The following is a 15,438-nucleotide window of genomic DNA, read 5'->3' on the forward strand; positions in this document are numbered from 1 at the left end:
TTTTAATAATCGCCCCCCGATCCCCTACGATCTTTCTCAGCACATTATAAAATTTAATTTCTACATACTTCTTAATAATCGAGCATTAAACCAGCGAAACGTTTTAATCTGAAAGCTGTGCTGGTTTTACTAGCAACAATTTTCATCGACAGGAGAATCGAGACTAAGCACCTCGACAGACCTGATTATTTAAACTTCGACCGCCGCTTAGGCGGAGCGCAAGCTTCGAGTCAGTGATGAGTAAACTCGCCATCAACCCCAGTGGTAGATATTGTGAGTGGTTTGGCTGAAAATCTTCAAGATTGGCAACCGATCCCCAGGCTTTATGCCCTCACAGCAGTAAAAATCTAAGACTGCGACTCGAATCGATATTAGGCTTAACACAGTAAAAATATTCGGTTGGGAGATTTAAGATCTAATGAGTGTTAAGGCAAGTGGTGGCGGCTCTCTGTCCCGTCCAAATTTATATCAAACATTGCCAGTTGCGACCATTTCGCAAGCTGAACAGCAAGATCGGTTTCCCGCGATGGGCGAATTGAGCGAACTCAAAAGCTACTTTCAGTCTGGTGCCAAGCGGATCGAAATTGCTAAGATTATCAGCGATAATTCTGACCTGATCGTTTCCCGTGCAGCCAACCGGATTTTTGTGGGTGGTTCGCCGATGGCATTCTTAGAGAAGCCAGCCGTAACAGTATCCGAGCAAAAAGTGGCGACAACTTTTGCTAGCGGTACCCAGCAGAGTGAATCTACACTTGGGACTGTAACTTTTGTCGAAGCAAAAGGCGGCTTTTTCTCGAATATCACGTCTCTATTCACCGCGACGGGTTCGGGTGCGATTCCGCTGGGTTTCCAACCGATTAATATTTCTTTGTACGGGCCTGCAAACATGCAGAAATCGTTACGGGACATGAGTTGGTTCTTGCGGTACATGACTTATGCGATCGTCGCTGGCGACCCTAACATCATTACTGTCAACACGCGCGGACTCAGAGAAATCATTCAAAATGCTTGCTCGGTACCTGCAACCATCGTCGCACTTCAAGAAATGCGGGCGGGATCGCTCGGCTACTTTAGCAAAGATGCAGCAGCTCAAGAAATCATTGTTGAGTACTTTGAGATCCTAATTGGAGAATTTAAAGCATCTGCACCAGCAAATAAACTGCGTCAGCGCGCTTCTGACGACCAACAAGGTTTAGAACTCCCTCAACTCTATTCCGCCGCCGCCGAACGTCGCGTTAAATATGCGATGAAACCGGGCTTGTCGGGAGTTGAGAAAAATGATGTCATCAAAGCGGCTTATCGCCAAATCTTTGAACGTGACATCACCCGCGCTTACAGCTTATCGGTATCCGATCTGGAATCGAAAGTCAAAAATGGCGAAATCTCGATGAAGGAATTCGTCCGCCGTTTGGCAAAATCCCCCCTGTATCAGAAAAACTTCTTCCAACCCTACATCAACAGTCGGGCACTGGAACTAGCTTTCAAACACATTCTCGGTCGGGGGCCATCGTCGCGCGAAGAGGTGCAGAAGTACTTCAGTATCGTCTCGGCTAAGGGCTTAAATGGGCTGGTAGATGCGCTGGTAGACTCCTCCGAGTATTCTGACTACTTCGGCGAAGAAACCGTGCCTTACATTCGCGGTTTGGGTCAAGAAGCCCAAGAATGTCGCAATTGGGGGCCACAGCAAGACTTATTCAATTACAGCGCACCGTTCCGCAAGATTCCGCAGTTTGTGACTACCTTTGCCGCTTACGAGCGACCATTGGCAGACCAACACGTCTACGGTTCGGGCAACGATCCGCTCGAAATTCAGTTTGGCGCAATTTTCCCGAAAGAAACTCGCAATCCCAGCAGCTCGCCCGCGCCATTTAGCAAGAACACCCGCCGGATTCTGATCGCTCAAGGGCCGGGAATCAATAGTCAAGTTAGCAATCCTGGCGCGCGGGGCGTGACTCCTGGCACCTTGGGAGCCAAGATCTTTAAACTAGATCAACTACCTGGTTTTACGGGAATTGGTAAAAAATCTAAAACCAGCCAAGGTGTGAGTACTTCCTTTACCGAAGGTTCCACCCAAGCAGTCATTAAAGCAATTTATCTGCAAGTAATGGGACGCGATGTTTATGAAGGACAACGCCTCAAAGTTGAAGAGATCAAACTCGAAAACGGCGATATCTCCGTCCGGGAATTCGTTCGCGCTGTCGCTAAATCCGATATCTTCCGCAATACCTACTGGACGAAACTCTATGTAGTTAAAGCGATCGAATTCATGCACCGTCGCCTGTTGGGTCGCCCGACTTACGGTCGTCAAGAGATGAATAAATATTTCGATCTTGCTGCGAAAAAAGGTTTCTATGCGATCGTCGATGCCATGATCGACTCGCTCGAATACAGCGAGAGCTTCAACGAAGACATGGTGCCCTATAACCGTTACCTCACACCTGCGGGTGTCAGTATGCGGAACCTTCGCGTCGGCAGTATCGCCGATACTGGGGTCGGCATTGTCACTCAGGCTCAATCGGCAGCGACACCGCGCTTTGTCGAACTCGGTGCCACTACCGATAGTCGCTCGCAGCCCGATATCGAATTCCGCATCAATCAAGGTGTTAGCAAAAAACGCGAACAAACCAAAATCTTTAAGCTTACTCAAGCTATAGATAAAACACAGCTCAAAACTGTCATTCGCGCCGCTTATCGCCAAGTCTTCGAGCGGGATATCGAACCATACATCGTCGCCAATGAATTCCGCGCGCTCGAAAGTAAGCTCGGTAACGATGAGATCAACCTCAAAGAGTTTATCGAAGGATTGGGTTGTTCTGGGTTGTACCTCAAAGAGTTTTACACTCCTTACCCCAATACCAAAGTCATCGAACTAGGTACCAAGCACTTCCTCGGACGCGCGCCCCTAGATCAGGCGGAAATTCGTAAATACAACCAAATTCTGGCAACCCAAGGCATTAAAGCCTTCATCGGTGCAATGGTTAACGGTGCCGAATATTGCCAAGTATTTGGCGAAGATGTCGTCCCTTACAATCGCTTCCTGACTTTACCAGCAGCCAACTACCCCAATACTCAAACCCTCTACAACAAGCTCACCAAACAAGATAAGCAAGTTGTCGTGCCGAGTTTCGATACCATCAAACCTCGAATGGATATGGCGAAACTACCACTGACAGGTAAAGCAATAGCCGATAATGCTGCTGCTGCCCGCCAGCAGGAGTCTCAGCTAGTGGCATTGGGTCGTTCCTCTGGTGTAGCTGTAAGTGAGCCTAACGTGGCTGTAACGGCTAAAATTGCCCAACATACGGCCCGAATTTTTCGGTTGAACGCGAGTACGAGCCAAGCAGAAGCTACACTGGCGATCGAAGCTTTATACATCCATGTGATGGATCTGAGTAACGGTGAAATTCCCGCCCAGTTCCGCCGTCAGGATTTAGAAAGTAAAGTTCGCACTGGAGAAATTTCAGTTGGCGAGTTTGTCTCGACCTTAGTGACTTCTGCTGCTTATGTCGATCGGTTCTACACGCCATATCCTAATACTAAAGCGATCGAATTCTTGTGTCGCCATCTATTAGGTCGCGCGCCACTGAATCAAGCCGAAATTAGCGACTACAACCGGATTCTGGCAGAACAAGGCTTTGTCGCCACCGTTAAAACGATCGTCGATAGTGTCGAGTACGCTCGCTACTTCGGCACGGATGTCGTCCCTTACCACCGTTCGCCGTCTTTATCCGCAGCTAACTAAATCGAGTGAGTCAGTTGCACTAATACGTATGAATTGGTGACTTTATCCTGAAATAGGTGAGATTAATTTCTCACCTATTTTTTATTACTCCCATATCAATCCGATTTTAGGCTTTAGGCTTTAGGATAGGAGGCTTTGGAACTGCGTTCCTTTGTTTCTCCCAGTCTCAGTCGAGGGGAAAGCATCGAACAAACAGTCAGGGGACTAGGGGGAACACCAAGTAGTAATTTCATGTGTTTACCCCAAGTCCGGTTCTGAAGACGAGCGGTTGTCATGAGATAGTCACTTAGTCTAAACAATTCCCCGTTTGCTCGAAATTGGAGAATTTATCCTCTCGGAAAGCTCTTGATATATTCATGAATTTCATCGCGTGGAAAATCTGCTGTGTCAGTTTTATCTTCATATGTATTAGGGTTAGAATACCTTTCGGCCTTGTATTTTTTGCCCTCAAAAGTTTTTTGGGCAACAGTTATCAACGCTTTGTAATCAATCACATTTACGATGCAAACATCTGAAAAAATTGAAACACCTTTAACTTTGGCGATCGGCGTTCCACGTTTGCAGCTTACTTGAATTAGCGTTTCAATTTCTGATGATTTTAAGGCGATCCGATCGTCTGCAATGCCTAAATTTTCCTTAGTCAAAGTAATTGAATTTGGCGCAGGAGAGCTAATTCCCCCGTCTATTTTTATGCCTATTAGAGATGCAGATAAAATTGAAGATTTGCCTGTTATTATTAAATAGTCATATATTACGGCGACTTTCCCTTTAATTTTTGAATTGTTGTCTAGTTTCACAGGAAATAAAAGTTTAGCGAACTTATCGGCGGCCTTAGCAAATTCGACGGGGCCTTCTATCGTTGGAAGACTCTCAGCAGAAACCTCAAATTTTTTAGGTATAAAATTTTTAACATAATCATCAATTTCGCTGGTTGGTGGAGGTGTCGTATACTCTTTTAATCTTTCATAAAACGATGCAATCGATTTGTCAGGTGTAGAGTTTGTGAAGGTTTTTTGAGCAAAAATCGCATTGCCTTTGTAGTCAATTAGCGAAACCTTACAATTATTTGCGTAGCCAATAATTCCTCCCTCATATCGACCAATCATCTTGCCTTTGGTACAAACCGTTTGAATCAAAGTGTCGATTTCTTCGGGCTTGTATGCCACCATTCTTTCGGTTAATCCATAACGCTCCACATACGAATTCCTAATTTCCTTGTAATAAACGTCAAAAAAAATCATTCTTGTATCATCACTGTTTTTCTCAACCCATGCTACTTTTCCTTTTACTTTAGCAGTTGGATTGAATTCTAAGGGTGGAGAAAGTTTAGCTAATTCCTTAGCTTTATTTTTCATTATAGTAAAGTCAGTTGGAACAGGTGAAGCCGTTTTATTTGTTACAACTATATCTTTTGACGATTTATCGCTCGATTTAGAACATCCAACTAAACCAATAATGCTCAACAAAATCAAACTGCCGCAACCAAGTAATCTAAACATTATTCTTTGTGAATTTCTAGATTTTTGTGGAGCCGATGTAACCCGTCGGTTTACTTGCATACTGGGTTGATTTGTCGGCAAAATACTTGCAAATTGATTCGATTGTGGAAACATTTCACCTAATTTTTGCCTAATTTTCTGAACGTCTTTTGGCACATAAATAGTTCGGGAAAAGTTGTCTATTACGAAGCATTTAAATGACTTTTGATGAGTCGAAAAATTCGTGTTGTTGTCCATTTTGTTAATGTGAATTTGCATGGCTTTGTTATTCGATCGTACAATTAAAGAGTATCTTTATTTTTGCTTTAACATCATCTTCCTTGCTGTAAACGTAATGTATCGTAAAAGGCCAGTAGGCTTGGCACTTTACATTCTGTTATGTAGTCAACTGTAATTTTGCCTACCTACTTAACTGTCATCAGGGGAATTAAAGCAGACAAGGCATTCCAAACTTCCGCCAGTCGCCCAAACCCGTTGGCATAGCCTCTCATTCTGAGAATCGATTCATAGCCACTAGCTTCATACCTCTGCACCATCTGTTCCTTGATACCCAGCTTGGTGGCTAGCTCCCAGTACTTCTCCCCCTATCGTGCTGCAAAAGTCCGCTGCTTTTCGCTAAAAAATCTAGAGTCAGTCGATCGCGATGTTAAATTGTAAAGAAATGCAAATATAATTAAACTGGAATAAAGCATTAATTCCCACAGTCAATTGTAAAAAGGTAGTACTAATAGATGCGTGTAGCCATTGCAGGAGCAGGTTTAGCTGGACTAGCTTGTGCTAAATATTTGTCAGATGCCGGACATACCCCCATCCTGTTTGAAAGTCGGGATGTATTGGGCGGCTTAGTTGCAGCTTGGAAAGATGAGGATGGCGACTGGTATGAAACCGGACTCCATGCCTTCTTTGGGGCTTATCCCAACATGCTCCAATTGATGAAAGAGCTGGGAATTGAAGATCGCCTGCAATGGAAAGAACACGCACTGATTTTCAATCAGCCAGAAAAACCCGGAACTTACTCATATTTCAGCGTACCGGATATCCCCGCGCCGTTTAATGTAATTGTGTCGATCTTGCGGAATAATGACATGCTCACTTGGGAGCAGAAAATTAAATTCGCCCTCGGTTTATGGCCAGCAGTACTGCGCGGACGGCAATATGTCGAAGATATGGACAAATACAGCTTACTCGAATGGCTGCGCCGTCAGGGAATCGACGACCGGGTAAATTCGGATATTTTTGTGGCAGCTTCTAAAGCTCTAACTTTTATCAATCCCGAAGATGTTTCGGCAACCGTGCCATTGACTGCCATTAACAAGTTTCTCAAAGAACGCTATGGCTCCAAAATCGCCTTTCTAGATGGGTCGCCGACCGAACGCTTGTGTCAGCCTATCGTGGAGCATTTTCAAGCTGCTGGTGGCGAAATTCGGATGGAGAGACCGCTCAAACAAATCGTGCTGAATGATGATGGTACGGTTAAGCATTTTGTGATGCGGGGGCTTAATGGTGCCGCAGACGAAATCGTCGTGGCCGATGCTTATGTCTCGGCAATGCCTGTCGATGTTATCAAGACACTGATGCCCGCACCGTGGCGGGAAATTGAATTCTTTGAAAAAATGCAGGAATTAGAAGGCGTACCAGTAATTAATTTACACCTGTGGTTCGATCGCAAATTAACCGATATCGACCATCTGTTATTCTCGCGATCGGATATTCTCAGCGTTTATGCTGATATGAGCGTAGCTTGCAAGGAGTATGAAGACCCCGATAAATCGATGCTAGAGCTAATTATCGCCCCAGCCAAAAACTGGATCGACAAATCCGACGCAGAAATCGTCGCGGCAACCATGACCGAACTAGAACGCCTGTTTCCACAACATTTGACTGGAGATACACCCGCAAAATTGCGTAAATCTAAAGTCGTCAAGACACCCCGATCGGTATATACTGCATCTCCGGGGCGACAAAATTGCCGACCCAGCCAATCTACACCGATTGCTAATTTCTTTCTGGCTGGTAGTTATACGATGCAAGAGTATCTGGGGAGTATGGAAGGTGCTGTGCTTTCTGGTAAGCTTGCAGCACGGGAGATCGCGAATTATCAGCCCGCAGTAGCAAAACCATTAGCTACTGCAATCTAGCGGCTGCGCGAAAAGTCAAAAAACACCCGATGGTCGAGCGCACCAATTGGGGCTAGAGAGCCGGGGATACAGACAGTGACTGGCGAACGAATTATGTTAGATCGCCCGAACTGACGATTTATCTCTAGATCGTCTCTATGCCCCGACGGTGGAACGAACCCCATCGGGGGAAGCTTCCCCTCAGAAGCTCTCGCGCCCCTATCCCCTAGTTTAGTCTCTGCAATGTTGCAACTGGAAAAGTCCCTACCGATCGTGACCACAATGATATCGACCGAGGAATCATACGAACTCTGTCGCCAAATAACTGCCCAATACGGCAAAACTTTTTATTTGGCGACACTATTGATGTCAGTCCCCAAACGGCGGGCGATTTGGGCGATTTATGCCTGGTGTCGCAACACCGATGAATTGGTCGATGGTGCCGATGCAGATGAGACGACTCCAGCTACGCTCGATCGCTGGGAATCGCAATTAGAAGCCATGTTTAGGGGCAATTCTACCGATAAATACGATGTCGCCTTAGTCGATACGATCGCTAAATTTCCCGATTTGCAGATTCAACCATTTCGGGATATGGTGACCGGACAAAGGATGGATCTCCACAAAAATCGCTACCAAAGTTTTGAAGAATTATCACTATACTGCTATCGTGTAGCTGGAACAGTCGGCTTGATGTCGAATGCGATCGTCGGTGTCGATCCGCTGCAATTTACCGCTCCCTGGCATGGTAACAATATTAAGATTCCCACTGAAGAAGCAGTGGCGTTGGGGATTGGCAAACAGTTGACGAATATTTTGCGGGATGTAGGCGAAGATGCCGAGCGCGGACGAATTTATTTACCGCTCGATGAGTTAGCTTTATTTGGCTACACCGAGCAAGATCTGATGAATCGGGTGGTTAATGACAATTGGCGGGCGTTGATGCAGTTTCAGATCCAACGCGCGCGCAAGTACTATCAGCAAGCAGAAAGTGGCATCAGTCGGCTCAGTCCCGACGTGCGCTGGCCAGTCTGGGCGGCGTTGTTACTATATCAAAAGATTTTAGATTCGATCGAGCGCAATGACTATGACGTGTTTACGCGGCGCGCTTATGTGAGTACGCCCAAAAAAATTTGGTGTTTGCCCGGTTCGTTAATTCGATCTCAGATGAAATAATCTCGCTCTAGATCTCTAGTGGCAACAATTAGCTATCGATCTCACGTCATAGAAGCCAGAATAACATCAACTTTCAGATCTACGCTCCAGTGGCGAATCGGTCGATTCAATATTCACAACTACCCCAGAGATTTATTAGCGTATTTTATCAAATGAAATCTTCAATTAAAAAGTCAGATTTTACTCTCAACTCTTACATGAAGAGTAATGACCTTCTCGCAACATTTCAAATCTTAAATACTCTAATTCCTTACGTTTGCTTGTGGGTGTTAGCGGTAAAAGCAGCAGACATTTCAATCTGGCTGCTGCCGCCGATTATCATCTTAATGTCACTGTTTTCAGTGCGATCTTTTTCGCTGATGCACGATTGTGGACACTATTCACTATTTAGCTCTAAAAAAATCAATCGATGCGTGGGTTTCCTGCTGGGAGTTGTTAATGCGATTCCTCAATATCCCTGGTCGCGAGATCATGCTTATCATCACAAAACTAATGGCGATTGGGAGCGGTATCGCGGTGTTGCCGACTTTTTATCTACAACAGAGTTTGCTAAATTAAGCTCCAAAGAGCGTGAAACTTACCAATTTATCCGCCAACCAGTCATGGCGATTCCTGGTGGATTTTTCTATCTAGCGATCGCCCCCAGAATGGCTTTAATATTAGGGCTGTACGATATGGTTCGTCATGTAATTACCGAACGCCAACAACATCCAAATCTCAGTATATCGGATGCGATCTCCACTCACGAATCTAAGCATTGGCAGTCTAGGACTGAGTTTTGGGATTTATTATTTAACAATATTTGTGTAATTAGTAGCTGGATTTTGTTGAGTAATTGGCTGGGTGCTGGCTTCTTTTTAAGCGTGTACTCGCTGGTGGTAACTTTATCTGCGGTTGTGTTTATTTGGGTCTTCTTCGTTCAGCATATTTTTGAAGGTTCTTATGCCCATCAAACAGCAGAGTGGGACTATCTGACTGGTGCAATTGAGGGTAGTAGTTATTTAGAATTACCGCCAATCCTCAAGTGGTTTACCGCCGATATCGGTTATCACAACATCCATCATCTTTCAGAACGAATTCCTAATTATCACCTCGAAGCTTGTCACCGCGAGAATCTGCACTTGCTGGCAAATGTGAAAACATTACGCATGGGCGATATGCTCGATTGTGCCAAGTTTATTTTATGGGATGCCGACTCGAATAGCCTCGTTTCGATCGAATCATTTTTACAAAGTGAATCTGCAACAACAGAGCTAACACCAGTTGTAGCGATGAGCGCAAAATAAAGTATCTGAACTACTCTCTTCCCAGTGAAGGATTAGACATCTAGTGTGGTGAGTGGATAGTGAATAGTGAATTGCAAATGTCTATTTCTTGGGTGGGAAGGGAGTAAGATTATAAAACCACATCAAACAGACATCCCCGACTTCTTTGAGAAGTCGGGGATGTTTGTTTGAGTCTCACTCTGTTTAACTATGAGTGCGATACCATTCGATCGTATTTTTCAAGCCTTTCTCGATGTCTACTTGCGCTGTAAATCCAAAAAAATCTTTAGCTCTTTGAGTATCTAAACAGCGGCGAGGTTGACCGTTTGGTTTATCAGTTTGCCAAACGATTTCGCCTTTGTATTCCATGAGTTTACAAATTAAAGTAATCAGATCTTTAATCGTAATTTCATAGTTAGTACCGAGGTTGACTGGCTCATTACCATCGAAACTAGTAGTTGCGATCGCAATTCCTCTGGCAGCATCGTCTACATAAATAAACTCGCGACTGGGACTACCATCGCCCCAGACTTGAATCTGTTTATCGCCAGCAATTTGGGCTTCATGTACCTTGCGAATTAAAGCCGGAATTACATGGGAACTTTCGGGTTTGAAATTATCCGCTGGCCCATATAAATTTACGGGTAAAAGATAAATGCCATTAAATCCATATTGCTGGCGATAAGATTGTAACTGGACTAACAAAGCCTTTTTAGCTACACCATAGGGTGCGTTAGTTTCTTCGGGATAACCATTCCAAATATCTTCCTCTTTGAATGGTACTGGTGTGAACTTTGGATACGCACAAATCGTCCCGACGCAGACGAATTTACCCACACCAGCTTGATAAGCCGCATGGATTAACTGAGTACCCATCATCAAATTATCGTAAAATAATTCGGCTGGTTTGATTTGATTTAAACCAATACCCCCAACGTGTGCGGCAAGGTGAACGATAATGTCTTGGTTGTGGACTGCTTTATGGCAGTTTTCTAGCACCCGCAAGTCGCAATCGGCAGATCTGGGTACGGTAATGAGATCGGGATTGGCACCTTGCGCCTGAAGCTGACTAATTACCTGTTGTCCGAGGAATCCGGCACCGCCAGTAACGAGAATACGTTTGGTGGATAGATCTAGGTTGGTCATAAATTCTGTTGATGTTGGTGTCGAAATTTTACCGATAAAGGTAGGTACTCAGTTAGGATCGATAAATCTCCATAGCATCAAGATAACTTGCGAACTGAACTAGTGGGCACTGCCCACTAGCTATCTTACGACTTACGACTGACAATTTACGATGTATGACCGATAATTTGAGACTGAGAAATTAAGACGAACAACGGATGTCAATCATGCATTGTCGCTAATGCTTGACGAACGATCGCCACATCGGGTAATGTTTCTTCACCTTGATAGTTTGGCGATTTGATGCCAAGTGCGTGGAGATCGGTATCGACCATTAAATGCACTAATTCGGTAAAGGTAACCGATGGTTTCCAGCCGAGTTTGGTTTGGGCTTTGGTCGGATCGCCAATTAGTAATTCTACTTCAGCAGGGCGTAAGTAGCGCGAGTCAAATTCGACGTAATCTTTCCAGTTCAGGTTGACATAATCGAAGGCGATGGTCAGAAATTCATGAATGGCATGAGTTTCGCCAGTAGCGATGACATAATCATCTGGCTGCTCTTGTTGGAGCATCATCCACATGGCGACGACATAATCTTTGGCATAACCCCAATCGCGTTTAGATTCGAGATTGCCTAGATAGAGTTTATCTTGTTGCTTTGCCATAATCCGCGCGATCGCACGGGTAATTTTGCGCGTGACAAAGGTTTCACCGCGTCGGGGCGATTCGTGATTGAATAAAATTCCGTTACAACCAAAGATATTATAAGATTCGCGATAGTTAACGGTTTGCCAGTGGGCGAATAATTTACCGCAAGCGTAAGGACTACGGGGGTAGAAGGGGGTTGTCTCAGATTGGGGAACTTCTTGCACCAATCCATACATTTCCGACGAGCCAGCTTGATAATAGCGGACTTGGAGCTTGGTTCGCAGTTCGTAATCGCGGATGGCTTCGAGCAAGCGGAGTGCGCCCATTGCGACGGTATCTACTGTATATTCAGGTGCATCGAAACTCACGCGAACGTGAGATTGCGCGCCGAGGTTGTAGACTTCATGAGGTTTGGTGAGTTCTAATAAGCGGCGGAGGGTTACACCGTCGGCTAAGTCACCGTAGTGGAGAAAAAGTTTGGCTCCAGGGGTATGCGGATCTTTATACAAATGTTCGATCCGATCGGTATTAAAGGTCGAGGTGCGACGAATGATGCCGTGAACTTCGTAACCCTTAGAGAGGAGCAGTTCGGCAAGATAAGAACCATCTTGTCCGGTAATACCTGTAATTAATGCACGTTTTGTTTCTGTCATGTTGGCAGCTATCGGCGGTTAAGTTGCGAGGGTCTAAGTTCCTCATCATCATATATCCCAATTGCGATCGACGACTACCCATTCGATCTAGTCGCGATCGCTACTGTTAGTATGCCCCATTATTCTTGGGTATTATCGTCTGTCGTACAGTTTTCAATACGATCCGCAGATCCAGCCAAAAATTCCGCCGCCGCACGTAGCTAACATCGATCCTAATTCTTTGGGCGTAGGGAATATCGTTTCGACCGGAAACTTGCCATAATCCCGTTATACCAGGTCTAATTGTCAAAACTCGATCGATCTGCGTCCCGTACCTGACGATTTCTTCAGGTACCAGCGGACGCGGCCCGACAACGCTCATTTCGCCTTTGAGCACATTGATAAATTGGGGAAATTCATCTAGATTGGTCGCTCTCAGGAACTTACCAATTTTAGTGATCCGGGGGTCGGATTTAAGCTTGTAATTGGCATCGAATTCTTGGCGGAGATCTTCCGATTGTGCGATCATTTCTTGGAGCAATCGATCGGCATTGGGGATCATCGTCCTAAATTTAATACACCCAAATTGGCGATGATTTTTGCCAACTCGTTGTTGGATATAGAAGATCGATCCGGATGAGGTAAAAGCAATCGAGGCTGCTAGTAGCAGATAAATTGGGGCGCAAAGTATCAGCACTAATAGCGAAAAGATAATATCAAATAGCCGCTTGGCAAGATCTTGAGAGTAGGCGGATAATCTTTGCTTGCGGGCTAAAGACTCGATTACCTTATTTTTAATAGGTTGACTTGTTGCGGTCATTTTACTCCTCGATTTCACTCTATCACCAATACTCCCCAGATTATACAGAAAAATCGCTGTTACTTAGCTGTTAGCCTCAGCTAATTTTCAGGTATTTATGCCAATTTTGCGCGATCGCCATTGATGGTAATAGCGATCGCGTAAACTCAGATATTGCGATCGAAATACTGAAGTTGCAAAGCCTTCAGCGTGAGTACGAATCCGTTCGGCTTGAAACTGCGATTGATAAGTTTCAAACGTAGAAATCGCTGCAACAATGGCTGCGGTAGTTTGAGTGGGAAACAAAATTCCCGTACCACCATCGGGATGCGTGCGAATATCAAGGACTGTTTCTGCTGCACCACCGACTCCATAGGCGATGACTGGCGTACCACATGCCATGGCTTCTACCAACACAATACCAAAATCTTCACACGCTGCATAGACAAATGCCCTAGCGCGAGCTAGATAGTCTTGAACGATAGCGTTGGGCTGCGAGCCAAGAATGGTGACGTTTGGTTTGGCAATTTGTTGCAATTTTTGTAATTCGGTGCCCTTCCCGATGACAACTAGATTTTTACCATTCTGATTGAAGGCTTCGACAATGAGGGCGACTTGTTTGTAACCGACTAGTCGGCAAACAGTCAGATAAAAATCGTCTTTGTCAGGATTGCAGCTAAATCTGTCGATATCGACTGGCGGATAAATGACATCGGCTTGTCGTCGATAGCATCGCCAAATCCGGCTGGCGGTAAAATGCGAGTTGGCAATAAAATGGTCTACGCGATTTGCCGAGAGGACATCCCACTGGCGTAGGCGATGTAATAGATAACGGGTAAATACGCCCGGTAAGCCCTTGCCAACTCGACTTTGATGCAAATAGTCAAAAGTCAGATCCCAGGCGTAGCGCATGGGCGTATGGCAATAACATAGATGCAATTGTTGGGGAGTGGTGAGAATGCCTTTGGCAACAGCATGAGCTGAGGATAGAATTACATCATAATGCCGTAAGTCTAGTTGTTCGATCGCGATGGGCATTAGTGGTAAATATTTTTGCACGTTACTTTTCGCTCCTGGTAAGTTTTGGAGAAAAGTAGTGCCAATTTTCCGACCATAGAGATAACTATCGGGATTTGTCGATTCAAAATCGATCAGCGCGTAAACATCGGCATCCATACCTGCCAGAATTTCTTTGACGACTAATTCCGAACCTCCGGTAGCTTGAGGTGTCAACCATTCATGGACGAGCGCGTATTTGACATCTGTGGCTGGAGGAAAAGAAAAATTGGGCATAATTTTCAATCTGGCAATTCGACACGCTAGACAAGGCGGTTCGCGATTGTTAAGACAGCGTAATTTGCAGATCTTACCGCCTATTTGGATCTAAAATTTAGCGATCGACGTGAATATTCTGCGATTACCAATTATCGACCCGCAGATCATTTTTGAGACTGTATCGACTGATACCGGGATACAGCACTTTTCGCTCCCCGCGCTCTAAATTAACGTACTTCATCTTACTGGAACGTGCTGTATCGATCTCGCCTGGTCTCGATATCTGACTTGACGCATTGAGTCAGTTTTACCGATCGAAGCCGATACTATCGATCCATTGTTTGATAACCAGTGCGCGCTCGAAGTCTGGTTGATTGAGATAATTAGCTTGTAAATTATTTAAGATTCTCAATAAAATCTGACGATTGCTGACTGGTTGAAGAATTTCGGGCGGAAGGAAGGGAATATCTTGTTGATAAATATGCATTAACTTTTGACGACAGTCTTCAACAAATAAGATTTCGCCGCGATCGAAGACATCGACAAAGATGCCTGCATTTTCAAAGTTAGGACGAATTAAAAAATGTCCTGGCATTCCAATTCCAACCATCGGGAAATCGATCGCTTTGGCAATGTGTAAGTAGACTACTGCCAATGTAATCGGAATTCCCGTCCGGCGATCGATGACATCATTAAGGAAGCTATTACGCGGATTATAATAGTCTCGTTCGTTGCCATGAAAGTTTAGTTCTTCATATAAATATTTACCGATCGTCTGAATTACTTTAAGTGGGTACGGAGTCTCTGATAATCTCTGCCCGACTTCGCTACCCATTAATTCTAGGGTGTCGAGATAAGACTCGATATCTAGATTGGGATATTCAATTTGGGCAATATACAACGCTGCTCTTGATAAATCGATTTCTCGATCGAGTTTATTTATTTCAGCTAAGAATCGATCGAGTGGAGTGGACATTTAGGGAATAGGGGAGTAAGAAGTAAGAAGTAAGGGATAAATACGGTTCTACCGAACCTGCTATGCAGGTTTAAATATTAAAATGCCAGGATAACATGCTTCTAATCTGAAAATTATCAAAATTCCTAAATCCATATCCTCTCCTTTTTATCAGCTTGAGTTTATTATTAATTCCTTCAACAGC

Annotated in this window: 12 protein-coding genes; 4 read left to right on the top strand and 8 right to left on the bottom strand. The window is 44.7% G+C overall.

The window, feature by feature from the left end; translation table 11 throughout:
• Positions 1-418: 418 nt before the first annotated feature.
• Positions 419-3,742, top strand: coding sequence for a phycobilisome rod-core linker polypeptide (locus tag RMO79_RS15825; protein WP_310484140.1), 3,324 nt, complete (start codon positions 419-421; stop codon positions 3,740-3,742).
• Positions 3,743-4,068: 326 nt separating this feature from the next.
• Here RMO79_RS15825 and RMO79_RS15830 read toward each other — a convergent pair whose 3' ends face one another.
• Together RMO79_RS15830 and RMO79_RS15835 are read right to left on the bottom strand one after the other, a co-directional pair.
• Entirely contained in the window at positions 4,069-5,397 is a 1,329-nt protein-coding gene (locus RMO79_RS15830) for a hypothetical protein (RefSeq protein ID WP_310484141.1), read from the bottom strand.
• Between the two features lie 248 nt (positions 5,398-5,645).
• On the bottom strand, positions 5,646-5,777 hold the full coding sequence (locus RMO79_RS15835) for a hypothetical protein (protein ID WP_310484142.1): 132 nt from the start codon (positions 5,775-5,777) through the stop codon (positions 5,646-5,648).
• Between the two features lie 195 nt (positions 5,778-5,972).
• Between RMO79_RS15835 and pds the strand changes: the two genes are divergently transcribed.
• From pds to RMO79_RS15850, 3 genes are all read left to right on the top strand, one after another.
• Positions 5,973-7,379, top strand: coding sequence for a 15-cis-phytoene desaturase (pds, locus tag RMO79_RS15840; protein WP_310484143.1), 1,407 nt, complete (start codon positions 5,973-5,975; stop codon positions 7,377-7,379).
• 222 nt (positions 7,380-7,601) lie between these two features.
• The gene (locus RMO79_RS15845) at positions 7,602-8,534 is read left to right on the top strand and encodes a phytoene synthase (RefSeq protein WP_310484144.1); all 933 of its coding nucleotides are present in this window, start codon (positions 7,602-7,604) and stop codon (positions 8,532-8,534) included.
• A gap of 152 nt (positions 8,535-8,686) precedes the next feature.
• Positions 8,687-9,820, top strand: a complete 1,134-nt coding sequence (locus RMO79_RS15850; RefSeq protein WP_310484145.1) for a fatty acid desaturase — start codon at positions 8,687-8,689, stop codon at positions 9,818-9,820.
• Between the two features lie 183 nt (positions 9,821-10,003).
• Here the strand turns inward: RMO79_RS15850 and RMO79_RS15855 are convergent, their stop codons facing one another.
• From RMO79_RS15855 to RMO79_RS15880, 6 genes are all read right to left on the bottom strand, one after another.
• Positions 10,004-10,945: a GDP-L-fucose synthase gene (locus RMO79_RS15855; protein ID WP_310484146.1), complete on the bottom strand. Its 942-nt coding sequence runs from the start codon at positions 10,943-10,945 to the stop codon at positions 10,004-10,006.
• A gap of 200 nt (positions 10,946-11,145) precedes the next feature.
• Positions 11,146-12,225, bottom strand: a complete 1,080-nt coding sequence (gene gmd, locus RMO79_RS15860) for a GDP-mannose 4,6-dehydratase (RefSeq protein WP_310484147.1) — start codon at positions 12,223-12,225, stop codon at positions 11,146-11,148.
• Between the two features lie 106 nt (positions 12,226-12,331).
• Positions 12,332-13,024: a sugar transferase gene (locus RMO79_RS15865; protein WP_310484148.1), complete on the bottom strand. Its 693-nt coding sequence runs from the start codon at positions 13,022-13,024 to the stop codon at positions 12,332-12,334.
• A gap of 87 nt (positions 13,025-13,111) precedes the next feature.
• Positions 13,112-14,296 (bottom strand): glycosyltransferase, encoded by a 1,185-nt coding sequence (locus RMO79_RS15870; protein WP_310484149.1) that lies wholly within the window; start codon positions 14,294-14,296, stop codon positions 13,112-13,114.
• A gap of 289 nt (positions 14,297-14,585) precedes the next feature.
• Positions 14,586-15,254 carry a transglutaminase-like domain-containing protein gene (locus RMO79_RS15875; RefSeq protein WP_310484150.1) on the bottom strand — a complete coding sequence of 223 codons (669 nt, stop codon included), beginning with the start codon at positions 15,252-15,254 and terminating at the stop codon, positions 14,586-14,588.
• Positions 15,255-15,324: 70 nt separating this feature from the next.
• The coding region (locus RMO79_RS15880; RefSeq protein WP_310481284.1) for a transposase at positions 15,325-15,438 on the bottom strand (114 nt) is incomplete at its 5' end.

The sequence above is a fragment of the Chamaesiphon sp. VAR_48_metabat_403 genome (assembly GCF_031422475.1).
Taxonomy (GTDB): Bacteria; Cyanobacteriota; Cyanobacteriia; order Cyanobacteriales; family Chamaesiphonaceae; genus Chamaesiphon.

Excerpts from the sequence above, each read along its gene's own strand:
- RMO79_RS15825 (WP_310484140.1), top strand. The coding sequence starts at position 419 with ATGAGTGTTAAGGCAAGTGGTGGCGGCTCTCTGTCCCGTCCAAATTTA.
- RMO79_RS15835 (WP_310484142.1), bottom strand. The coding sequence starts at position 5,777 with ATGGTGCAGAGGTATGAAGCTAGTGGCTATGAATCGATTCTCAGAATG.
- pds (WP_310484143.1), top strand. The coding sequence starts at position 5,973 with ATGCGTGTAGCCATTGCAGGAGCAGGTTTAGCTGGACTAGCTTGTGCT.
- RMO79_RS15845 (WP_310484144.1), top strand. The coding sequence starts at position 7,602 with ATGTTGCAACTGGAAAAGTCCCTACCGATCGTGACCACAATGATATCG.
- RMO79_RS15850 (WP_310484145.1), top strand. The coding sequence starts at position 8,687 with ATGAAATCTTCAATTAAAAAGTCAGATTTTACTCTCAACTCTTACATG.
- RMO79_RS15855 (WP_310484146.1), bottom strand. The coding sequence starts at position 10,945 with ATGACCAACCTAGATCTATCCACCAAACGTATTCTCGTTACTGGCGGT.
- gmd (WP_310484147.1), bottom strand. The coding sequence starts at position 12,225 with ATGACAGAAACAAAACGTGCATTAATTACAGGTATTACCGGACAAGAT.
- RMO79_RS15865 (WP_310484148.1), bottom strand. The coding sequence starts at position 13,024 with ATGACCGCAACAAGTCAACCTATTAAAAATAAGGTAATCGAGTCTTTA.
- RMO79_RS15870 (WP_310484149.1), bottom strand. The coding sequence starts at position 14,296 with ATGCCCAATTTTTCTTTTCCTCCAGCCACAGATGTCAAATACGCGCTC.
- RMO79_RS15875 (WP_310484150.1), bottom strand. The coding sequence starts at position 15,254 with ATGTCCACTCCACTCGATCGATTCTTAGCTGAAATAAATAAACTCGAT.